Consider the following 22742-nt stretch of genomic DNA (forward strand, 5'->3'; position numbering starts at 1 on the left):
GAAGCGGGCTTTTTTGTTTTGCCGTTCTGGCGCGTCCTGGCGGCGCTTGCTTGCATTCCCTGCTCATTTGATCTACGCTGGCTACTCAAAGGAGCAAATCATGGCGACAACTGCAAAGCGAGCACAGGCGGCGAGCGGTCACAATCAGGACCTGCCCGCACCGGCGTCATATAAAGTTTCTGAAAAAATAGAGCCATATGGGCAAACGGCGGGGGGTGATGCCAGCATGAACCAGTGGCTCAATTTCCGCGAAGTGTTCCAGTCCACGCCGGTCAAGCGGATCGCCCTGATCCGCAAAGGCGTGAATGCCGCGGACTTCAAGCTTTTCGTCAGCCGTCTCGACATCCAGCAGGAAAAGATCTTCCTGATGCTGGACATCGCCACCGCCACCGTCAACCGCAAGGCCAGCCGCAACGAAGCGCTGTCGCAGGAAGACAGCGAAAAAGTGGTCGGCATGGCAAAGCTGATCGGCCAGGTCGAAACCCTGCTCGAGGAATCCGGCGACCCCGACGCCATGCAGGGCTTCGATGCCGCCAAATGGCTCGCCCACTGGATGGAGGAGCCGATCCCGGCGCTGGGCGGCGCCGCCCCCGCCGACTACATGGACACCATCGAAGGCCAGGAAATGATCTCGCGGGTGCTCGCCACCATGCAGACCGGGGCCTACGCGTGATCCGCGCCTGGCGGATCGCGACCGATACGCCCGGCTACACCGCCGACGACCTGACCGGGGCCGGCGCCAAGATCTCCGGCGGCCGCTGGAACCGCCCCGGCAGTCCGCTGCTCTACTGCGCCAGCAACGTCTCGCTCGCCGTACTCGAAACCTTCATCCACCTCGGCGCCGGCGGCTTGCCGCTCAACCGTTACCTGGTCGAGCTGGCCATCCCCGACGACGTGTGGCAACGCGCCATCACCCTGCACGCGCCGCCGGTCGGCTGGGATGCGATCCCGACCGGCAAGGTCAGCCTCGACGAAGGCGACCGCTGGCTCAAGGCAAACCGCAGCGCGCTGATGATCGTACCGTCGGTCATCGTGCAGGAAGAGTGGAACGTGCTGGTCAATCCGATGCACCCGGACGCCGCCGCCATCAAGGCGCGCAAGGTCCGCAAATGGAGTTACGATCCGCGCCTGGTGCGCCGCTAGCCGCGGGCGGCGGACCCGTCCGCGGCCAGGCAGGCCGTCAGCGCCGCGATCTCGGCCGGCTTGGTCAGGTGGGCGTCGAAGCCGCAGGCGCGCGAGCGCTCGCGGTCGGCGCGCTGACCCCAGCCGGTCAGCGCCACCAGCAGCATGCCGCGGTAGCGCAGGTCGGCGCGCAGCATGCCGGCCAGCTGGCAGCCGTCGATGCCCGGCATGCCGAGGTCGATGATGGCCGCGTCCGGAGCCCAGCCGGCGATTGCCGCCAGCGCTTCCTCGGCGCCATAGCCGACCCGCACCTCGGCGCCGCTGCTCGACAGCAGCAGCGCCAGGCTGTCGGCGGCGTCGCGGTTGTCGTCGACGATCAGCAGCCGCCGGCCCGACAGCGGGGCGCATTCCACGTCCGCCGCCGGCCCATCGGCAGGCGTGCGCAGCAGCAGCGGCAGGCGCACCACGAATTCGCTGCCGAGCCCCGGTCCGTCGCTGCGCGCCTCGATACGGCCCGCGTGCAACTCGACCAGGCTGCGCGCCATCGTCAGCCCGATCCCGAGTCCGCCATTGCTGCCGTTGCCGTTTTCATCGCCCTGCACGAAGATGTCGAATACGCGCCCCAGCATGGCGGTTGGAATGCCGATGCCGTTGTCGCGCACGCTGACCTCGGCCTCGGCGCCATCGCGGCGTGCCGCCAGCGTGATGTCGCCGCCGGGCAGCGTGTACTTGGCCGCGTTGTTGAGCAGGTTCGAGAACACCTGGGTCAGGCGCACGCTGTCGGCATCCAGTACCAGCGGTTCGTCGGGCAGGTCCGCATGCAGGCGGTGGCCGGCCTGATCGATCAGCGGGCGGCTGGTCTCGAGCGCCGCATGCAGGATGTCGGCCAGCAGCGCCGGCGCGCGCCGCAGTTCGATCTTGCCGCGCGTGATGCGCGAGACTTCGAGCAGATCGTCGACCAGGCGCACGATATGGCGCACCTGGCGCTGCACCATCCCGATCAGGTGATCGGCGCGGCGCCGCTGGTCGCCGTTCGGCCTGAGCAGGATCATCGCATTGCTGATCGGCGCCAGCGGGTTGCGCAGCTCGTGGGCCAGGGTGGCGAGGAATTCGTCCTTGCGGCGGTCGGCGTCGCGCAGGGCCTGTTCGGCGCGCAGGCGGTCGATCAGGTCCACCGCCTGGCGCCCGTACAATTCCAGCACGCGCAACTGGTGCGTGGAAGCGCGGTGCGGTGCACGGAAACAGGTCGACAGCATGCCGAGCATTTCGCCGCCGGGAATCCGCAGCGGAATCGAGTGCACCGCGCGGTAGCCGCACTGGGCCGCGATGGCGCGGAACGCGGCATAGGACGGGTCGAGCAGCACGTCCTCGACGATCACCGCTTCGCCGCTACGCAGCGCCCGCGCGCAGGCGCTGTCGTTGTCGATGCGGACCAGCCTGAAGGTATCGAGAAAGGCTTGCGGGAAGCCGCGCTGCACCACGATTTCCAGTCCCTTCTTTTGCGGGTTGTAGAGCTGGATGTTGCCGAAATCGGCCCCGAGCAGGGCGATGGCGGCATCCAGGACTTCGTCGAGCGCGCTAGAGAGGTCGCGCGTGGCCAGCAGCCGGCTGCTGAGCTGGTGCAGGCGCGTCATTTCCTCGAGTTCGGCCGCGAGCCGGCTCTCGGTGGCGTGCAGCTGGGTCAGCATCGCCTTGCGTTCAGAAATGTCGCGTACCAGCATCTGCAGCGCCGGGCGGCCGTGCCAGACGAAGGGGCCGCAGCTGAGTTCGGCGTCAAAGCAGCGTCCGCCGACGCCGCACAAGCCGATTTCCTCCGGGGCCAGGAAAGCGCCTGCCGCGGCCTGGGCCCAGCGTTCGCGCACGCGCGCGTGGTGCGCCGGCAGGACCAGGCTCAGGGGTGCGCGTCCGGGCAGGCCGCCCGGTGCGGCGGGCGACAGGATGGTATCGGCGGCGGGGCAGGCGTAGACGATGCGGTCGTCGACAATGATGAGCACGCCATCGGGACACAGCCTGGCCAGCAATTCGAAGCTGTCGGCGGCAAGCGTGCACGGCTCGTCGTCGATGTGGCGCATGGCAACCTCCTCGACGCTGGGTGTCAGCGTTTGACCTTAGCAGCTTCGCGGCGGGAGTGCAAACGGCCGGCGTGCGCGGCGCCGGCCCGGGTTCCGTCCTGCGTTCAGGCCTTGTTCGAGACCGGTTTTACGCGCGAGGCCGCTTCCAGGGCGCGCTGGCGCGCCGTATCGACGTCGACCGCGGTCGCCAGCGCCACGCCCATGCGGCGGCGCGCGAAGGATTCCGGCTTGCCGAACAGGCGGATGTCCGATTCCGGCACCTGCAGGGCCTCGGCCACGCCCTCGAAGGCGATGCCGGCTTGTTCCAGCCCGCCGTAGATCACGGCCGAGGCCCCCGATGCGCGCAGCAGCGGATTCACCGGCAGGCCGAGGATGGCCTTGGCGTGCAGCTCGAATTCGCTCTGCACCTGGGTGGCCATGGTGACCATGCCGGTGTCGTGCGGACGCGGGCTGACTTCCGAGAACCACACCATGTCGCCCTTCACGAACAGCTCGACCCCGAACACGCCGCGCCCGCCCAGGTTGGCGGTGACCTTGGCGGCGATGTCGCGCGCATTGTCCAGCGCGCGCGGGCTCATCGGCTGCGGCTGCCACGATTCGACGTAGTCGCCCTGTACCTGCTTGTGGCCGATCGGTTCGCAGAACACGGTCTCGATCTCGCCCGCGCCGTTGCTGCCCGCGCCGTTGGCGCGCACGGTCAGCAGCGTGATTTCGTAGTCGAAGTCGATGAAACCCTCGACGATCACGCGGCCGGCATCGACACGGCCGCCGGCGGCCGCGTAGTTCCAGGCGTTCTCGACGTCCGCGGCGCTGTCCAGCCTGGACTGGCCCTTGCCCGAGGACGACATCACCGGCTTCACCACGCACGGAAAACCGATTTCGGCGCAGGCCGCCTGCAGTTCGTCCAGGCTGGACGCGAAGCGGTAGGGCGAGGTCGCCAGGCCCAGCTCTTCGGCGGCCAGGCGGCGGATGCCTTCGCGGTTCATGGTCAGCAGCGCCGCGCGCGCGGTCGGAATGCAGGTGATGGTGCCTGCGGCTTCCAGCTCGGCCAGCTTGGCGGTGGCGATCGCCTCGATCTCGGGCACGACCAGGTCGGGCTGCTCCCGGGCGATCAGCGCGGCCAGCGCGTCGCCGTCGGTCATGTCGATCACGTGGGCGCGGTGCGCGACCTGGTGGCCGGGCGCATCCGGATAGCGGTCGACCGCGATGGTCTCCACGCCGAGGCGCTGCAGGGCGATGATGACTTCCTTGCCGAGCTCGCCGGAACCGAGAAGCATGACCTTGGTGGCGGACGGGGAGAGCGGGGTGCCGAGGGTGCGGGGTGTGTTCATGAAAGTGAGGGCTGTGCTGAGAGAGAATTTGCGACTATAGCAAACCGCCGGCGGGCGTGCTGATTGGCGCATTATCAGACCTTGAACGATGCCGCGCACACGTTTCCATAAAAAACTATTGCCAGAACGTCTCGGGCGGTTATAATGCGGCCTCAATTCCCTGATAGCTCAGTCGGTAGAGCGACGGACTGTTAATCCGCAGGTCCCTGGTTCGAGTCCAGGTCGGGGAGCCAGAATTTAGTACCAATAAGCAGCAGTAAAATCGTCAAAAGCCCGCTTCGTTGAAGCGGGCTTTTTCGTTTCGGGAGCATAAAAATGCCAGTTCACCCAGGCCAGCTGTCCGATCGCGACGCCAGCCGCATCGCCCACTACGCCGCCGATGCCGACACGGCCGGCTGGCTGCACCCGGTCCAGCAGGCGCTGCTGCACCGGCGCGGCTGGCTGCGCATGCTGGCGCCGCGCGCGCTCGGCGGCGCCGAGCTGGCGCTGCCCGCGGTGGTGCGGCTGGAGGAAAGCATCGCCGCCATCGACGGCAGCATGGGCTGGACGCTCACCCTGTGCGCCGGCGCCGGCTGGTTCGCCGGCTTCCTGCCGCCCGCCCTGGCGCGCGACGTCCTGGCGACGAAACGCGTCTGCCTGGCCGGCAGCGGCGCCCCGACCGGCCATGCCGATGCCGAGGGCGAGGGCTACCGCATCGACGGCCACTGGGACTATGCCAGCGGCGCGCCGATGGCCACCCACTTCACCTTCAACGCCATCCTGCGCGAACACGGCCAGCCGCTGCTCGACGCCGCTGGCCACCCGCGCATGAAAGCCTTCGTGGTGCCGGCGGCGCTGGTGGAGATCGTGCCGAACTGGCGCAGCATCGGCCTGCGCGCCACCGCCTCGCACGGGTATCGGGTACGCGGCCAGTGGATCGGTCGCGACCACGGCTTCGACATCGATCCCGACAAGGCCAGGGAGCAGGGGCCGCTGTACCGCTTTCCCTTCCTTGCCTTTGCCTTCGTGACCCTGAGCGCCAACGTGGCCGGCATGGCGGGCCATTTCATCGCGCTGGCGGAAGAATGCCTGCGCCACCGCCGCAATCGCTTCGGCGAGAGCGAGGCGCTGATCGAGGTGCCGGCGGTGCAGGCGGTGCTGGCCGAATGCCGCGCCCGCTTCGACGCGGCGCGCAGCCGCTTCTATGCACGGCTCGACGCCAGCTGGGAAGGCGTGCTGGCCGAGGGCAGGGTGGCGGCAGCCGACGCCGCCGAACTGCAGGCCTTGTCGATGGCCTGGGTGGCTGCGTCGCGCCATGCGGTCGACACCCTGTACCCGTACTGCGGCCTGTATGCGGCGCGCGCCGACAGCCCGGTCAACCGGGTCTGGCGCGACTTCCATACGGCATCCCAGCACGCCTTGTTGATGCCGCACGCTTGATTTCATGCAAGGCTGGTCAAATCGCAACTCAGCCGTTATAATTCGAGCCTCAATTCCCTGATAGCTCAGTCGGTAGAGCGACGGACTGTTAATCCGCAGGTCCCTGGTTCGAGTCCAGGTCGGGGAGCCAGAATTCAGTACCGATAAGCAGCAGTAACATCGTCAAAAGCCCGCTTCATTGAAGCGGGCTTTTTGCTTTTGTTCTGCCCGTCATTGCGATTGTTGCGCTTTTGTTTCCACGCCCGCAGAGGTAGTTCCGGCTTTTTATAATGGACCCTTTCGCATCCGGGTCGACCCATGCAGCCATCAGCCAATACCCCCAGCGCCGGGCAGGACGCCGCGCACGCCATCCAGGCCCGGGACGGCCTGCCGCCGAACGAACGCATCTGGGCCATCGTGGCCCTGTCCCTGGGCGTCGGCATGTCTTCGCTCGACACCGCCATCGCCAACACCGCGCTGCCTGCCATGGCCGCGCAACTGCACGCCACGCCGGCCGATTCGGTCTGGATCGTGAATGCCTACCAGCTGGCGATGGTCGCGACGCTGCTGCCGATCGCGGCGCTCGGCGAGACCGTCGGCTACCGCCGCGTGTACGTTGCCGGCATGGCGCTGTTCACGCTGGCCTCGCTCGGCTGCGCCCTGGCCTGGTCGCTGCCGGCGCTGATCGTGGCGCGCCTGTTCCAGGGCCTGGGTGCGGCTGCGCTGATGGGCGTGAACACGGCGCTGCTGCGCACCGTCTATCCGGCCAAGCTGCACGGACGCGGCTTCGGCAACAATGCGCTGGTGGTGGCGATCGGCTTCGCTCTCGGCCCGAGCCTGGCGTCGCTGATCCTGGCGGTGTCCTCGTGGGAGTGGCTGTTCGGGATCAACGTCATTCCCGGCATCGCTGCCTTCTTCATCGCACGCCGGGCGCTGCCGGAATCGCCGCGCTCGGGCCACCGCGTCGACGGCGTGGCCGGCATCTTCAACGTGATCGCCTTCAGCATGGCGGTGCTGGCGCTGGGCGATGCGGCGCACCGCGTCGGCCTGCGCACGCTGCTGCCGGAAGCCTTCATTGCGCTGCTGTTCTTCGTGCTGCTGGTGCGGCGCCAGAAGGGGCATCCGGCGCCGCTGCTGCCGGTCGACCTGTTCCGGCGTCCGCTGTTCTCGCTGTCGGTCATGACCTCGATCTGCACCTTCGCGGCGCAGGCGCTGGCCTTTGTCTCGCTGCCGTTCTATTTCGAAAGCGCGCTGGGGCGCTCGCCGATCGAGACCGGCTTCCTGATGACGCCGTGGCCGGTGATGGTGGGTGTGATGGCCCCGGTGGCGGGGCGCCTGAGCGACCGCTATTCGCCGGGCCTGCTCGGCGGCCTGGGCCTGCTGATCCTCGGCGCCGGCCTGGTGGCGCTGCTGGGCATGCCGCACGACCCGTCGGCACTCGACATCGGCTGGCGCATGGCGGTGTGCGGCGTCGGTTTCGGCTTCTTCCAGGCGCCCAACCTGAAGGCGATCATGGGCAGCGCGCCGCCGCAGCGCGCCGGCAGCGCCAGCGGCATGGTTGCCACCGCGCGCCTGATCGGGCAATCGACGGGCGCCGCGCTGGTCGCCTTCTGCCTGACGATTTCCATCGGACGCGGCAGCTGGTATGCGCTCGGCCTGGCCGCCGCCTTTGCCTTTGCCGCCAGCGTGGCCAGTTTCTCGCGCCTGGTGGTCGCGGCGCCGGTACGCTGAGGATCGGATGGGGCCGCGCCCGGCGGCCCGGTCTTTAAATGGTGGCGCGCGCCTCGATATGGGGAATATGGCGCGCCACCTGTACATTCCCGAACTGCACGACGCTCCCGCCGTCGAAGCCCTGTGTCCACTCTGTGGACGCCCGCTGGGCAGCGAGAACATCGACCGCCACCACCTGATTCCGAAATCGCTCAAGGGCAGGGAGCAATTCCCGATCCATAAGATCTGCCACCGCAAGATCCACGCGACGTTTTCGGAGCGCGAGCTGCTGCATGCCTACCACACTTGGGACGCGCTCAAGGGCAATGCCGACATCGCCGCCTTCATCGAATGGGTGGCAAAAAAGCCGTCCGGTTTCTATACTCGTACTTTCACGTCGAACAAGAAAAAAACCCGGTAATGCGGCGTAGTAAATAACCAGTATCGGTATTTTTTGGTGTAGTTATTACACTAAAAGCACGTATTTACATAGTTATTTACTAAGATTTGCGTGAATTTTTTGATTTTCAGGCAAAGATTACTGGCGCATTGCGCTTACGCTTGATGTTAAAATCAGTCCTTAATATTTTGCAATTCCGGACACTTCCATGCCGATTTTGTCACAGGTGCAATGAATCAAAACGAAACCGGGTCGTGCTCGATCCTGCTGATCGACGACGAGTCTTTTGCGGAAGACATCATTTCGCATGGCTTGAAGGGCTGCGTGGCGCACACCCTGCGCTACGCCAGCCAGCCGTCAATGGCCGTCGAGCTGGCCAGGGAAATCGATGCCACCGTGGTGCTGGTCGACTTGCGCATGCCGGAAATCGACGGCTTCGAGGTGACGCGCCGCCTGCGTGCCGACAAGGACACCGAAAGCGTCCCGGTCATCATGCTGTCGTCGGAAGATGACGCCGACATCAAGGCCAAGGCCTTTGCCGCCGGCGCCAACGACTACCTCGTCAAATGGCCCGATCCGCGCGAGCTGGTGGCGCGCGTGCGCTACCACAACGATGCCTACATCGCACGGCGCCAGCGCGACGCCGCCTTCGTGTCGCTGCGGCGCAGCCAGGAACAGCTGGAAGCCAGCCAGTCGGCACTGCAGCAGGCGCAGAAGATGGAAGCGATCGGCCAGCTCACCGGCGGCGTCGCGCACGACTTCAACAACGTGCTGCAGATCGTCGGCGGCAACCTGCAGCTCCTGAAGCTCATCGGCGACCTGAACGATGCCGGGCGCGCCCGTGTCGACATGGCGCTGGCCGGCGTCGAGCGCGGCGCCAAGCTGTCGTCGCACCTGCTGGCCTTCGCACGGCGCCAGCCGCTGCAGGAAGTGGTCGTCAATCCGGGCCACCTGCTGCGCGAGATGGACGAGATGATGCGCCGCGTGCTGGGCCCGCGCGCGCGCGTGGTCACCGAGATCGACCATAGCCTGGGCAGCACGATGGTCGACCCGCACCAGCTGCACAACGTGCTGCTGAACCTGGCCATCAATGCGCGCGACGCCATGGCCGGCAGCGGTACCCTGACCATCCGCGCCACCAACGTCGAGCCGGACTCGCTCAGCGCGAGCGAGGTGCTGTCCGGCCGCTATGTCCTGATCGAGGTGGCGGACACCGGCGCCGGCATGCCGCCCGAGGTGCTGGCGCGCGCCTTCGAACCCTTCTTCACCACCAAGCCGACCGGGCAGGGCACGGGACTCGGTCTGTCGATGGCCTACGGCTTCGTCAAGCAGTCGGGCGGCGAGATCGTGCTCAAGAGTACGCCGGGCAAGGGCACCAGCGTACGCATCTACCTGCCGCGCAGCGACGCCGAAGCGGCGCAGCCGGAAGCCGTCGCCGACGGACCGCTGCTGGGCGGCCTGGAAACCATCCTGGTGGTGGAAGACGAGGAAGACGTGCGCAGCACCACTTGCGCCATCCTGTCCGCGCTCGGCTATCGCGTGCTGGAAGCGCCCGACGCGGCCGCTGCGATGGCGATCGTGGAGAGCGGCCAGGCGATCGACCTGGTGTTCACCGACGTGATCATGCCGGGGCCGGTCAGTAGCCTGCAGCTGGCCGAAGCGGTGCGCGACCGGCTGCCGCTGGCGGAAATCCTGTACACATCGGGGTATGCGGAAGGCGTGCTGGCGCACGAGGGCAAGCTGGAAGCGACGGTGAACCTGTTGCAGAAACCTTATCATCCGGACGCGCTCAGCGCCCGGATCCGCCATCTGTTGCGGCGTCGGCATCAGAAGCCGGCGTTCAGCGGGACTGCCTGACGTGGGCAGCCGGTCTGCGGGCGTTACGCGTGGGCGGCGTTGACGCTGCCTTCTTTCACACGCGACGGCCGAGCCGACTAGCCGTCCGCGCCCACCCTACTTGCTGGGTTTGATGTAGCGCTGCGAGCCTGGCGGCGGTTCGTTGAGCACGGCCCAGAAGATGCCGAGATCCGAGATTGCACGCACGAATTCGGTGAAATCCACCGGCTTGACTACGTAGGCATTCACGCCCAGCTCGTAGCTGCGGACCAGGTCCTGTTCTTCCTTCGACGACGTCAGCATCACCACCGGCAGCGGCTTCAGGCCGTCGGTGTCGCGGATGTCTTTCAGGACCTCGAGGCCGTCGACCTTGGGCAGTTTAAGGTCGAGCAACACCACCGCCGGGTTGCCGGCAGCACGTTCGGCGTGGTCGCCGCGGCGGTGCAGGTAGTCGAGCGCCTCGGCACCGTCGCGCACGACGATGACCTGGTTGGCGAGCTGGCTCTTCGACAGTGCGATCAGCGTCAGCTCGAGGTCGTTGGGATTGTCTTCGACCAGAAGGATGGGCTTGAGCATGCGTTCTTTCTAATCCTGGATAATTAGGTATTGGTATTGGTATTCGTGTTCGGTTTCGGGAGCGCGAACGAGAAGGTCGCGCTTTCCCCGAGCGTGGAGTTGGCCCATACGCGGCCGTTGTGGCGCTCGACGATGCGGCGCACGTTGGCCAGGCCGATGCCGGTGCCCTGGAAGTCTTCCATGCGGTGCAGGCGCTGGAATACGCCGAACAGCTTGTGCACGTAATCCATGTTGAAGCCGGCGCCGTTGTCGGCGACGTGGAATACCGTCTCCTGCGGATGGTCCTCGGCGGTAACCCGGATCACCGCCGGATCGCGCTGGCCGGTGAACTTCACGGCATTCGACAGCAGGTTGAACATGGCCAGGTGCAGGAAGGTCGGGTCGGCCTGGACCTTGGGCAGGTCGGCCACGTCCCATTCGATGTTGCGACCGCGCGTTTCCGTGGACAGCTTGTCGACGCAGGCGGCGACCAGGTCGTTCATGTCGACCGTGGTCGGGCGCAGCGCCGCGCGGCCCATCTGGGAGAACGACAGCAGGTCGTCGACCAGCTTGCCGGCCAGGCGCGCCGCTTCCTTGATGTTCTTCAGGAAGCGCTGGCGCATCTGGGCGTCTTCGCTGCCGCTCGATTCGATCAGGAGGTCGGCGAAGCCGACGATGTGGCGCAGCGGCGCGCGCAGGTCGTGCGACACCGAATACGAAAAAGCTTCCAGCTCTTTGTTGGAGCGCGTCAGCTCACCGGCCAGCGCGGCCATCTGTTCGGCGCGCTCGAGCGCGAGGCCGAGCAGGGCGGTGCGGAATTCCAGCGTCAGTTCGATCTCGCCGGGGTGCCACGGCAGGCTGGTGCCGTGGATGGTTTCGCGCCAGGCGGCGAAACTGGTGCGCGGCGACAGGTTCAGGGTGACGCCGGCGGCGGCCGCCTGCACGAGCTTGTCGTGCGGATTGCCGGCCCATTCGATGGTGCGCACGTACTCGGGGCGGAACCACAGCAGGTAATGCTTGTGGATGCGCGAGATCGGCACCGCCAGCAGGCCGCTGGCATTGCGGATGATGCGCCCGCCGAGTGGATAGCTAGATGACAGGTTATCGGTGTGGAACACGTCGCCATGGTCGTGCTGGGTGAGCCAGTCGACCAGGTCCTGGATGTCGTCCTGCTCCGGGGTGTCGCCGAAGGTCAGGATGCGTTCGTCGACCACCACCGCAACCCCGGTGGCGCGCGCAAAGCGCAGCAGCTCGGGGAACACGTTCGACAGGTTCTCGATGAAGTCGCTGCCCTGGGTCAGGCCGGCGAGGGTCGACACCATCGTGCGCCGCACGTCGAGGCGGAACTGGAGGTCGGCGGCGTCCTCGCGCGACTCGATGCACAGGGCCAGGATCTCGCTCAGCTGTTCGCAGGCGGTGCGCTTTTCGAAGCCGACCGCCTTGGCGTCCTCGTTGTGGCAGGAGATCAGCCCCCACAGCTCGCCCTTGACCATCAGCGACACCGACATCGATGCCATCGTGTGCATGTTGCGCATGTATTGCAGGTGCACCGGCGACACGCTGCGCAGCGTGGCAAAGGACAGGTCATTGGGCTTGCCGGTAACCGGGTTCAGCGCCGGCACCAGCGGCGCCGGATGATAATTGGCGTCCTGGATCAGGCGGATGCGCGACTGCTTGTACATCCGGCGCGCCTGGGCCGGGATGTCCGACGCCGGGAAGTGCTGGCCCATGTAAGAGGCATAGTCGTCCTGCTTGGCTTCCGCCATCACGTGGCCATGGCCGTCGCCGTCGAACTTGTATACGAGCACGCGGCCGAAACCAGTGACCGAGCGGACATGATGGCAGGCCCGTTCGGCCAGCGCCTCGATGCTGGCCGCTTCGTTCACCTTCAGCAGGAAATCGCCGATCAGCGAATACAGCTGGCGGAAGTCGGCCGCGCCGGCGCGGTCTACCGGCTCGCACTCGAGGACGGTCACGCCGTCCCACTTGTGGGCCAGCGCGTCGAAGTGGCGGCCATTGCCGGTGGTGATCGTGCCCACGTAATACGGACGCTGGCCGAGCGGGGCAGCCAGTTCCGGTGCCAGCACCAGCGCGGCCGCTTCGCCGACGACCTCGGCCAGCGGACGGCCGAGCGCCTCGCGCAGGCCGCAGCCGGTCCAGTCGCCCAGGTTGGCGCTGGCCTGCAGCACTTCGAGGTTGTCGGACAGGGTGAGCAGGAAGCCATGCGGCTGGATGCTGCCGGGCATGTGAATCGGCTCCCTGTCACAAGTCGACAGGTCGATGGCAGGGGCGGCGGAAACCGGAGTCATGTGTTCTGTGCGGGAGCTGGCGGTGGATTGCAAGGTCGCTATTTTACAATGAAACACGTTTTCATCGACCAGGAAGGCGTCCGCCGGTCGACTTAAAGATGCAGCAATATTGCAACATTTTAAAATAACATCGCCGTGGTTTCGATAAATTTTATTGGGAGAAGGCAGCTATTTCTATATAAAACGACAAAACTGAGCATGGCGAGCCGAGCGGGCTTCATCTTGTTTTTATGCTAATCTGACGCGCATCCAGTGAAGTCACAGCCTTGGCCGTCACTGTTTATCATCATTTCGAATGGGTTTGACAAGCCGCAGCGGGTGCACGGCACGCCTGGTGCCGGTGTATCATGCGCTGGTTTTGTATAAATATATTGTCACTGTACCAAGAGCCGCAGTACGCCATGAACGACCAGACCCAGCCCAAGAAATCCTTTCCGGAAGAGCGGCGTTACCAGTACCTGATTTCCGGCATCAGGGATTACGCCATCTACATGCTCGATCCGAGCGGGCATGTCAGCAGCTGGAACACCGGCGCCAACCGCTTCAAGGGTTATCTGGCAGAGGAAATCCTCGGCCAGCATTTCTCGCGTTTCTACACCCCCGAAGACCGGGCAACCGACTTGCCCAGGCGCGCCCTCGAGACCGCGCTCGCCCAGGGCAAGTACGAATCCGAAGGCTGGCGCGTGCGCAAGGACGGTTCGCGCTTCTGGGCCCACGTCGTGATCGATCCGATCTACAACGAGGAAGGCACGCTGCTGGGCTTCGCCAAGGTGACGCGCGACGTCACCGAGCGCAAGCAGGCCGAAGAGGCCCTGCGCGAGAGCGAGCAGCGCTTTCGCCTGCTGGTGCAGGGCGTGACCGACTACGCGCTGTACATGCTGTCGCCGGAAGGCGTGGTCACCAACTGGAATTCCGGCGCGGAGCGGATCAAGGGCTATAGCGAGAGCGAGATCGTCGGCAACCATTTCTCGCATTTCTATACCGAGGAAGACCGGGTCGCCGGCGTGCCGGTGCGGGCGCTGTCGACGGCAGCCGGGACCGGCCGCTTCGAGGCCGAGGGCTGGCGCGTGCGCAAGGACGGCTCGCGCTTCTGGGCCCACGTGATCATCGACGCGATCCACGACGATACAGGCAGGCTGGTCGGCTTTGCCAAGATCACGCGCGACCTCACCGAAAAGAAAAAGGCGGCCGAGGCGCTGGAAGCCGCCAACGTGGCGCTGTTCCAGGCCCAGAAGATGGAGTCGATCGGCCAGCTCACCGGCGGCGTGGCGCATGACTTCAACAACCTGCTGTCGGTGCTGTCGAGCGGCCTGGAAGTGCTGTCGATGCAACGCAAGGACGGCAAGGACGGTAGCCCGAGCGGCGCCGACGTGCGCACCCTGGAAAGCATGCGCCGCGCGATCGACCGCGGCGCCCGCCTGACCCAGCAGTTGCTGGCTTTCGCGCGCCAGCAGCCGCTGCAGGCGGAAACGCGCAACCTGAACCGCATCATCAACGGCTTCGAGACCGTGCTGCGGCGCGCCGTCAATCCGAACATCGAGTTCGTCATCGAGCTCGACCCCAAGGCGCACAGCGCCGTGATCGACAGTGCGCGCTTCGAATCGGCGCTGCTGAACCTGGTCGTGAATGCGCGCGACGCCATGCCCGAGGGCGGACGCCTTGCCATTACCAGTGCCAACGTGAGCTTCGCCGCCGACGGCGCCACGCCGAACACGACGGCGCTGGCGCCGGGCGAGTACGTGAAAGTGACGGTGCTCGACAGCGGCACCGGCATGCCGCCCGAGGTGGTGGCGCGTGCCTTCGAACCCTTCTTCACGACCAAGGAAGTCGGCAAGGGGACCGGCCTGGGGCTGTCGCAGGTGTACGGCTTCATCAAGCAGTCCGGCGGCGATGTCGTCATCGACAGCAAGCCGGGTGAAGGCACCGCGATCTCGATCTACCTGCCGGCCGTCGTCGAGACCGCGCCGGAGGGAGGGGACGCCCACACCGAGCGCGTGCTGATCGTCGAGGACGAGCCCGACCTGATGGACGTCGCCGCCTCGCTGTTCACCAGCATGGGTTACGACGTGGTGACTGCCGCCAGCGGACGCGAGGCGATCGACGTGCTGGAGCGCCAGGATGTCGACATCCTGTTCACCGACGTCGTCATGGCGAACGGGATGAACGGCATCGAACTGGCCAGCTATACGCGTGAGCACTATCCGCGGACCAAGATCATGCTGGCGTCCGGCTATCCGCTGCCGGCGCTGAAGCAGCGGCACGGCAAGGACTTGAGCGAGTTTGCGTTCGTCAACAAGCCGTATCGCTTGTCGGATCTGGCGCGCACGCTGCGCTCGGCAATGTAGGGTGATTACTCCAACGAAAAAATGATGTCGCTGATGCGCTCGTAGACCGGGTCTGCCGACGGCCCGCCGTTCGGCCAGTTCAGGATATCGAAATGGTCGAAGCCGCGCTGGTTGCCGAGGAAGTTCCAGCTGCCGCGCACCGCCGTGCCGTCGTAGTCGCGCACCGGCTGCCCGCTCGGCGCACGCATGCTGATCGTGTTGACCACGCCGTCGTTGGCGAACCATTCGCTGTCGATGCGCACCCGGTCCGTGGCCGACTGGGTGTACGAGCCGATGCCGCGCTGGGCCAGCGACGGCACGATCCATTCCCCCGCAAAGTATTTGTAGTACTGGAACATGTCGGCGCGCGGGTACTGGAAATTGCTGCTCTGGATGGGCGCCACGGTGCGGTCGGTGCCATTGCAGCACCAGGCGCCACGCTCGGTGGCCACCGTACCCACTGAAAAATAATAGACGGCGGGCGAGGTCAGGGCCCAGCGGTTGAATTCGCGCGCGCCGTCCGGCGACAGTTCCCAGGAGGTCAGCTTGCTGTCGAGGTAATCGCGCAGCGGGCTGCGCAATTGCGGCAGGATGTCGAGCACGGCGTCGCGCAGCGTGGTGCCGTTGTGCGGCGTCGACAGCGTGACCACGCTGCGCACCCAGCCGACCTTGCCGCCCTTGTACAACTCGCCGCCGCCTTCGTCGCCGTAGGGTGAGCCGTGCTCGAGCAGCTGGATCAGGGCGCGGATCGTGGTGCCGCCCTGGCTGTGGCCGATCAGGTGGAGCGGGTGCGCGGCGTCCCATTGCGGGTAGAGCGCGAGCGGGTAGTCGTTCGGGTTGTTGTTCGGATCGGCGGCCCAGCACTTGCCCGGCGGTTTTTGCACCTGGCCCGGGTAGCCGTAGCGGGCCACATGGATGGCGCCGTAGTCGGTGCAGCCGCCCTTGATCTGGGCATACAGCTCGGCCGCATCATCCCAGTTGGAACCGATGGCGGCGACGCCGGCCGCGTACACCGTGTGCGGGCCGTGGTACAGCTGCATGTGGGCGGCGATGTTGTTGTAGCCGCCCCAGTAGAGGAAACCGCTGCCGGGATAGCTGTCCGGGCCGAAGCCGAGGAAGCCGTGGACCAGCACCACGGGATAATTGTTGGCGGCAAGGGCGGGTGCGGCCGGCAGCAGGGCGCCGAGGGCCAGCACGAACGAGACCAGCGAAGAGGACAACAAGCGCGGCAATGCGCGCAGTACCGGGCGCAGCATGTGAGTCTCCAGCGGATGGAAAAAGACATCACATTGTCGGTTTGGTATCTGGCGGCGGGTTTGTGCTAGCTCTTGAAGCCGGCAGGTGGCGGGCTAAAAAATGTTGCTGCGCACCATTTTCGCCACGCCACCGAAGCGCCTCAGTTCGTCAGCGCCACCGTCCCGCCCAGCGAGGGGCTGCCGCCGCCACCACCGGTGACTGCCGGCACCGGTGCCGGCGTGTTCGAGGCGGTCACGGCCGCCTTCTCGGCCAGGTCCGGATTCCACACGATGTGCTCGTCCACCGAATACAGGCGGCACGGCTGGTCGCTCTTGGCCGAGCAGGCCGCCAGCGCACGCGCTTCCGGATCCTCGCCTTCCTCGGCCCAGCACCAGCCGCCGGTGGGCGAGATGGCAAAGGCGCGCGGTGTCATCTTGGTCAGGTATTCCTGGTAGGCACGCTTGCCGTTTTCGCTCAGGAAAGGAACCGCATCGACATTGTCGATGGTGGCAAAATTGGTCGGCTGCGGCACCGGCGGTTCCGGCACCTTGTACAGGACCTTGGTCGGCATGCCGACCTTGTCCAGGAAGGCCATGGTGTCCTTCAACCAGACTTTTTCGCCGTCGCGGCTGGCCAGCATGCCGTGCGAATCGCGCTTGAAGGGCGCGTATTCGACCAGCTGGGCGCTGCCGCCGTTCTGCTCGAAGGCCTCGTGCATGCGCGCCACCAGGTCCGGGCCGAACAGCGAATCGTTCTGGCCGTACATCCACAGGCTGGGCAGCTTGTTCTGGGAGCCGTACTCGGCAAACGCCGCCACCAGCGACGAGCGCCAGCCGCAGCCGTTGCTGTCGTCGCGCAGGCCGCCGGCGAAATTGATCAGGCCGCGCACGCCCTGCAGGTCCTGGGTACCGAGCGCCATCGTGGCCAGGCCACCGTAGGACTGGCCGGCCACCACCATGCGGTCGGCGTCGATCCACTTCTGGCTGCGGGCAAAGTCGAGCGTATCCTGGATGTCCTCGGCCTGGGCGTAGCCGTTGGCCGTCATGTCGCAGCCGTGGTCCTGGTAGCGCCCGGTCGAGTTGGCGAAGCCCTGGCGCATCGGCACCATCACGGCGTAGCCGCGCTCCACGAAGGCGTGCGCCATGTGATAGAAGCGGTCGCGCGGCTGCATGTTCGGGTGACCCGGGTCCTTGCCGTGGTTGATGACGATCAGCGGGAAGGGACCCTGTCCGTTGGGCTGGAACACCGTCGTTTCCAGGCGCGCCTGATGATGCTTGCCCGCCGGGATCAGCACGATGTGTTCGTTGATCCGGTAGTCGAGTTGCAGCTCCTGCTCGATGGCCAGGCCCGGCAGCATGCCGAGGCAGACAATCAATGCGGACGTAAGTTTGCGAACAGAAGGACGTGCTCTAAACATGGAAACTCTGGAACCTCAGTGTCGACAGGACCCTCTGAAAATATCCTGGAGGGAACTGATTGCTTAGCGGAATAAATTGATTTTAAGCACTGTGATTTTTCAGAGCAATATCCGATTAACCAATTCTCGAATTAAATCTACGCGTGTGGCCACATTTGCCAGAACAGGCAGATAATCCGTACAGCCAATGATTGGGTCATCCATGGTTCCTGTCGACGAACGCTTCACGCAGGCGCTGCAAGGCGGAGCACGCGCCTGGCGCGCCGCCCTCGAGCGCTACCTGAAGTCCTGCGGCATCACGCCGGCAGGCTGGAATGCGCTCGCGGCGGTCGCCGGTGCAGCCCAGGCGCCGTCGCAGCGCCAGTTGGCCGAGCAGCTGGGCGTGGATGGCGCGACCCTGGTCGCCACCATCGACCGCCTGGTGGCCGGCGGCCTGGCCGAGCGCATGCCGAGCCCGCACGACCGCCGCGTCAAGCTGGTCGTGCTGACCACGGAGGGCAGGGCGCTGGCGGCCAAGGTTGGCGAGCAGGCCGCGCTGCTGCGCCGGTCGATCGCGGCGCGCATCGATGCCGCCCGCATGGCAACGGCATCCGAGGTACTGGAAGAGCTGCAACAGGTCCTGGAAGGCGCATGAGCGACAACGCCGACAAATACGCCCCACGCAACTGGCATCCCGACGAACGCCCGACCATGCCGGGCGGGCCGTCCTTTCCCGCCCACTCGAACCCGCGCCGCCTGGCCTTCTTCCTGGTCGGCACCCTGGTCACCCTGACCGGCGGCCTCGGCAACGCGCTGGTAACGGTCAACCTGGTCAACCTGCAGGGCACGCTCGGCGCGTTTTCGGCCGAGGTCAACTGGCTGCCGGCCGCCTACGTCATGACCAACGTGTCGATGAACCTGCTGCTGGTGAAATTCCGCCAGCAGTTCGGCCTGCGCGCGTTCACGGAAGCCTTCCTGGTGCTGTACGCGCTGGTGACCTTCGCCCACCTGTTCGTCAACGACCTCGGCTCGGCGATCGCGGTGCGCGCCGCCCACGGCATGGTCGGCGCGGCGCTGTCGACGCTCGGCCTGTACTACACGCTGCAAGCCTTTACCAAGGCATGGCGGCCGCGCGGCATCATCATCTCGACCGGCGTCTCGCAGCTGGCGCAGCCGATCGCCTACCTGTTCTCGAGCCGCCTGCTGGAACTGGCCGAATGGCGCGGCCTGTACCTGTTCGAGCTGGGCCTGACCCTGGTCACGCTGGGCGCCGTGCTGTGGCTCAAGCTGCCGCCGGGCGACCGCTTCAAGGCCTTCCGCCCGACCGACTTCGTCACCTTCGCGCTGTTCGCGCCGGGTATGGCGCTGCTGTGCGCCGCGCTCACCTTCGGGCGCGTGCTGTGGTGGACCTCGGCACCCTGGGTCGGCGTGGCGCTGGCGCTGTCCATCGTGCTGATCGTGGCGGCGATCGCCGTCGAGCACAACCGCAAGAATCCGCTGCTGAACCTGCGCTGGCTGACCAACGGGATGATCGCGCGCGTGTTCATCGCCATGGTGCTGGTGCGCGTGGTGCTGTCCGAGCAGAGCGTGGGCGCGGTCGGCTTCCTGCGCCTGGTGGGCCTGAACAACGACCAGCTGACGTCCCTGTTCGCGGTGGTGCTGCTGAGTACCATCGCCGGCATCGTGTTTTCGGCGCTGACCTTCAATCCGGCGCGCATGATGGCGCCGCAGGTGGTGGCGCTGCTGATCATGGCCTGCGGCGCCTGGATCGATTCGCATGCCACCAGCGCGACGCGTCCGGAACAGATGTACGTCAGCCAGGGCCTGCTCGCCTTTGGCGGCGTGATGTTCCTGGGGCCGCTGCTGCTGACGCTGATGGGCTCGGTGATCGCGAATCCCGGCAACCTGATCACCTTTTCGGTGCTGTTCGGCCTGACCCAGAACCTGGGCGGCCTGCTCGGCTCCTCGGTACTCGGCACCTGGCAGGTGTCGCGCGAAAAATTCCACTCATCCCAGCTGGCCGACTCGCTCAGCAGCCTCGACCCGCTGGTGGCCGCGCGTATCCAGCAGTACGGCGCCGCCTATGGCCGCGTGCTGACCGACCCGGCTTCGCGCACGCGCCAGGGCATTGCGCTGCTGACCCAGACCCAGACGCGCGAAGCCAACATCCTGGCCTACAACGACGTATTCCTGGCGATCGCGGTGCTGGCGACCCTGCTCGCGCTCTGGATATTCGCGCGCGCGCTGTGGATCGACTACGTGGCGCCGAAGGCGGTGCCCGCCGCGCCGGCGCCGCCGCCCCAGGTGTCGGCGCGCGACGGCGCCACCGATTCGCCGGTGTCCACCGCCGCCGGCCAGCCGCCCGAGCCGGTGGCCGACCCCACCCCGCGCTGAAACCCAGTTGATTGACATTCACCGAAAACGATAATGGCCGAGACTCCGACACAAGAAAAATCCAACCGCAAGGTGATCGTCAGCGGCGTGCTGTTCGCGACGGTCGCGCTGATCGGCGTGCTGATCGTCCTGTATGCCTGGGACCTGCCGCCGTTCCGCAGCACCGTCGAGACCACCGAGAACGCCACCGTGCGCGGCCAGGTCACCATCATCAGTCCCCAGCTGTCGGGCTACATCGTCGACGTCCAGGTCCAGGATTTCCAGACGGTACGCCAGGGCCAGCTCCTGATGCGCATCGACGACCGCATCTACAACCAGCGGCTGGAACAGGCGCGCGCCCAGTTGGCCAGCCAGCGCGCGGCCCTCAGCAACTTCGCCCAGAGCCAGGGCACGGCGCGCGCCACCATCGCCCAGAACCAGGCGGCGGTGCAGAACGCGGCGGCGCAGGCAGTGCGCGCCAACGCCGACCTGCGCCGGGTCGAAGAACTGGCGGCCGACGGCTCGCTGTCCGCGCGCGAACGCGACGCTGCCCGCGCCACCCGCGCCCAGACCGTGGCGGCCACCGAGCAGGCGCGTGCCGCACTCGAGATCTCGCGCCAGAACCTGCGCACCGTGGACGTCAACCGCGCCGCCCTGGAAGCGGCGGTGGCGAATGCCGAAGCGGCCGTGAAACTGGCCGAGATCGACCTCGCCAACACCCGCATCCTGGCGCCGCGCGACGGCCAGCTGGGCCAGGTCAGCGTGCGCCTGGGCGCCTTCGTCAACGCCGGCACCCAGCTGACGGCGCTGGTGCCCCAGACCATGTGGGTGGTGGCCAACATGAAGGAAACGCAGATGGCCGACGTGCGCCTGGGCCAGCCGGTCACCTTCACCGTCGATGCGCTCAACCACGCCAAGTTGCGCGGCCATGTCGAGGAAATCGCCCCGGCCACCGGCTCCGAGTTCTCCGTCATCCAGCCCGACAACGCCACCGGCAACTTCGTCAAGATCGCCCAGCGCATCCCGGTGCGCATCGCCATCGAGCCGAACCAGCCGCTGGCGCAGCGCTTGCGGCCGGGGATGTCGGTGGTGCCCAGCATCGATACGCGCGTAGTGCCTGCTGCGCGGCAGGCACCGGTGCAGCAGGCACCAGCGCAGCAGGCACCAGCGCAGCAGGCACCAGCGCAGGCGCCGACGCAGGGGCAGGCGCGATGAGGGGGGCGTTTTACCATGTGCCGGCTGTGCTGGCCATGCTGGCGCTGGGCGGCTGCCGGATCGCGGTGCCGCCGCCGCCGGCCTCCACCCTGAACGTGCCGCCGGCGTGGCGCGGCCAGGCGTCGCCCGTACCTGCCGAGGTCGGTCCCAACGCCAACGCGGCGGTCGAAGCCGGCTGGTGGCGCGCCTTCGGCGACCCGGCGCTGGATGCGCTGGTGGCGCAGGCGCTGGCGAATAACGGCGACATCCGCACTGCGCGTTCGCGCCTGCAGGAATACCAGGCGCGCATCCGGGTCGCACGCTCGGCCCAGGAACCGACGCTGACGGCCGGCATCACCCCGGGCCGTGCGCGTGCGATCGGGCCGCTCGGCACGCCGATCGAATCGACCTCGGTGCAGGGCAACCTGCAGGCCGCCTACGAACTCGATCCCTTCGGGCGCCTGGAGAATGCCACCCAGGCGGCGCGCTTCGATTACGCCTCGCAGCAAGCAGCGGCGGACGCGGTGGCGCTGTCGGTGGCGGCGAATACGGCCTCCGGTTACCTGAACCTGCGCGGCCTCGACGCCCAGCTGGCACTGGCGCGCGCCACGCTGCAGTCGCGCGTACGCTCGCTCGAGCTGGCGCGGCGCCAGTTCGAAGTCGGCTACAGCTCGCGCCTGGAACTGTCGCAGGCCGAAGCCGAATACCGCACCACGGCGGCCGTGGTGCCGCAGCTGGAGCGTTCCATCACCCAGCAGGAAAATGCACTGGCCGTGCTGCTCGGCGCCAGTCCCGGCCCGGTTGCACGCGGTGGCGACTTCGGGGCGCTGCGCGTACCGGCGATCCAGCCCGGGTTGCCCTCGGCACTGCTGCGGCGCCGCCCCGACATCGCCCAGGCCGAGCGCGCGGTGGCGGCGGCCGACGCCAGCCTGGCGGTGGCGCGCGACCAGATGCTGCCGGCGCTGCGCCTGACCGCCTCGGTCGGCGGCTACGCGCACAACGTGCCCGACCTGCTGGGCGCCGGCACCACGCTGTGGAGCGTCGGCGGCAGCATCCTGGCGCCGATCTTCGACGCCGGCCGCCTGCGCGCCCAGGCCGAGATCTCGGCCTCGCTGCGCGACCGCGCCGTGTTCGCCTACGAAACGGTGGTGCGCAATGCCCTGGCCGAGACCGAGAACGCCCTGACGGCGGTGCAGCGCCTGCGCGAACAGCTGGAGCAGGCCGAGGCGCGCCGCGTCGCCACCGCCGAGGTGCTGCGCATCGCCCACAACCGCTACCGCAACGGCTATTCCTCGTATCTGGAAGAACTGGACGCGCAGCGCAATGCCTTCACCGCCGAGAACAACGTGCTGCAGCTGCGCGCGAGTTACCTGGCGGCGCACGTCGACCTGTACCGGGCGCTCGGCGGCGGCTGGGCCCCGGTGCCGTAATGCGCGCCCTGAATCGGGCGCCCACTGCTTTATCGGCTTATTAGAATTATCAATCC

17 protein-coding genes and 2 tRNA genes are annotated in these 22742 nt (G+C 66.7%); 13 read left to right on the forward strand and 6 right to left on the reverse strand.

What is annotated here, in order from left to right:
• Positions 1-226 precede the first annotated feature (226 nt).
• Complete coding sequence (locus FBX97_RS16230; protein ID WP_141833332.1) at positions 227-673, forward strand: antitoxin Xre/MbcA/ParS toxin-binding domain-containing protein; 447 nt, start codon at positions 227-229, stop codon at positions 671-673.
• Positions 670-1143 carry an RES family NAD+ phosphorylase gene (locus tag FBX97_RS16235; RefSeq protein ID WP_141833334.1) on the forward strand — a complete coding sequence of 158 codons (474 nt, stop codon included), beginning with the start codon at positions 670-672 and terminating at the stop codon, positions 1141-1143. Before FBX97_RS16230 ends, FBX97_RS16235 begins: the two co-directional genes overlap by 4 nt.
• On the opposite strand, the gene FBX97_RS16240 is transcribed toward FBX97_RS16235, so the two are convergent.
• Together FBX97_RS16240 and purT are read right to left on the reverse strand one after the other, a co-directional pair.
• Complete coding sequence (locus FBX97_RS16240; protein WP_141833336.1) at positions 1140-3194, reverse strand: ATP-binding protein; 2055 nt, start codon at positions 3192-3194, stop codon at positions 1140-1142. The genes FBX97_RS16235 and FBX97_RS16240 overlap by 4 nt on opposite strands.
• Positions 3195-3298: 104 nt before the next feature.
• The gene (gene purT, locus FBX97_RS16245) at positions 3299-4525 is read right to left on the reverse strand and encodes a formate-dependent phosphoribosylglycinamide formyltransferase (RefSeq protein WP_141833338.1); all 1227 of its coding nucleotides are present in this window, start codon (positions 4523-4525) and stop codon (positions 3299-3301) included.
• A 157-nt stretch (positions 4526-4682) separates the two neighbouring features.
• On the opposite strand from purT, the gene FBX97_RS16250 reads away from it, so the two are divergent.
• The 6 genes from FBX97_RS16250 (at position 4683) to FBX97_RS16275 (ending at position 9890) form a co-directional block, all read left to right on the forward strand.
• Positions 4683-4758: transfer RNA gene (locus FBX97_RS16250), tRNA-Asn, on the forward strand.
• An 82-nt stretch (positions 4759-4840) separates the two neighbouring features.
• The gene (locus FBX97_RS16255; RefSeq protein ID WP_141833340.1) at positions 4841-5944 is read left to right on the forward strand and encodes an acyl-CoA dehydrogenase family protein; all 1104 of its coding nucleotides are present in this window, start codon (positions 4841-4843) and stop codon (positions 5942-5944) included.
• Positions 5945-5998: 54 nt separating this feature from the next.
• Positions 5999-6074, forward strand: a tRNA-Asn gene (locus FBX97_RS16260).
• 167 nt (positions 6075-6241) lie between these two features.
• On the forward strand, positions 6242-7654 hold the full coding sequence (locus FBX97_RS16265; protein ID WP_141833343.1) for an MFS transporter: 1413 nt from the start codon (positions 6242-6244) through the stop codon (positions 7652-7654).
• Between the two features lie 67 nt (positions 7655-7721).
• Positions 7722-8054 (forward strand): HNH endonuclease, encoded by a 333-nt coding sequence (locus FBX97_RS16270; RefSeq protein ID WP_141833345.1) that lies wholly within the window; start codon positions 7722-7724, stop codon positions 8052-8054.
• A 210-nt stretch (positions 8055-8264) separates the two neighbouring features.
• Positions 8265-9890, forward strand: a complete 1626-nt coding sequence (locus tag FBX97_RS16275; protein WP_141833347.1) for a response regulator — start codon at positions 8265-8267, stop codon at positions 9888-9890.
• A gap of 96 nt (positions 9891-9986) precedes the next feature.
• Here FBX97_RS16275 and FBX97_RS16280 read toward each other — a convergent pair whose 3' ends face one another.
• Together FBX97_RS16280 and FBX97_RS16285 are read right to left on the reverse strand one after the other, a co-directional pair.
• Positions 9987-10445, reverse strand: coding sequence for a response regulator (locus tag FBX97_RS16280; RefSeq protein WP_141833349.1), 459 nt, complete (start codon positions 10443-10445; stop codon positions 9987-9989).
• 23 nt (positions 10446-10468) lie between these two features.
• Positions 10469-12733 (reverse strand): ATP-binding protein, encoded by a 2265-nt coding sequence (locus FBX97_RS16285; protein WP_141833351.1) that lies wholly within the window; start codon positions 12731-12733, stop codon positions 10469-10471.
• A gap of 401 nt (positions 12734-13134) precedes the next feature.
• Here FBX97_RS16285 and FBX97_RS16290 point away from each other — a divergent pair, with 401 nt between their 5' ends.
• Positions 13135-15078: a PAS domain-containing sensor histidine kinase gene (locus tag FBX97_RS16290; protein ID WP_141833353.1), complete on the forward strand. Its 1944-nt coding sequence runs from the start codon at positions 13135-13137 to the stop codon at positions 15076-15078.
• A gap of 5 nt (positions 15079-15083) precedes the next feature.
• Here the strand turns inward: FBX97_RS16290 and FBX97_RS16295 are convergent, their stop codons facing one another.
• The gene (locus FBX97_RS16295) at positions 15084-16313 is read right to left on the reverse strand and encodes a triacylglycerol lipase (protein WP_185748607.1); all 1230 of its coding nucleotides are present in this window, start codon (positions 16311-16313) and stop codon (positions 15084-15086) included.
• A gap of 140 nt (positions 16314-16453) precedes the next feature.
• Entirely contained in the window at positions 16454-17668 is a 1215-nt protein-coding gene (locus tag FBX97_RS16300) for a dienelactone hydrolase family protein (protein ID WP_255517488.1), read from the reverse strand.
• A 244-nt stretch (positions 17669-17912) separates the two neighbouring features.
• Here FBX97_RS16300 and FBX97_RS16305 point away from each other — a divergent pair, with 244 nt between their 5' ends.
• The 4 genes from FBX97_RS16305 to FBX97_RS16320 are packed head-to-tail and all read left to right on the forward strand — an operon-like array spanning position 17913 to position 22686.
• Complete coding sequence (locus tag FBX97_RS16305) at positions 17913-18344, forward strand: MarR family winged helix-turn-helix transcriptional regulator (protein ID WP_185748609.1); 432 nt, start codon at positions 17913-17915, stop codon at positions 18342-18344.
• Positions 18341-20083 (forward strand): MFS transporter, encoded by a 1743-nt coding sequence (locus FBX97_RS16310; protein WP_141833358.1) that lies wholly within the window; start codon positions 18341-18343, stop codon positions 20081-20083. Before FBX97_RS16305 ends, FBX97_RS16310 begins: the two co-directional genes overlap by 4 nt.
• A gap of 33 nt (positions 20084-20116) precedes the next feature.
• Complete coding sequence (locus tag FBX97_RS16315; protein ID WP_141833360.1) at positions 20117-21277, forward strand: HlyD family secretion protein; 1161 nt, start codon at positions 20117-20119, stop codon at positions 21275-21277.
• A complete protein-coding gene (locus FBX97_RS16320) occupies positions 21274-22686 on the forward strand; it encodes an efflux transporter outer membrane subunit (RefSeq protein ID WP_255517489.1) in 1413 nt (470 codons plus the stop codon). Before FBX97_RS16315 ends, FBX97_RS16320 begins: the two co-directional genes overlap by 4 nt.
• The last annotated feature ends 56 nt before the right edge of the window (positions 22687-22742 follow it).

Source organism: Herbaspirillum sp. SJZ107 (assembly GCF_006715485.1).
Classification (GTDB): Bacteria; Pseudomonadota; Gammaproteobacteria; order Burkholderiales; family Burkholderiaceae_D; genus Telluria.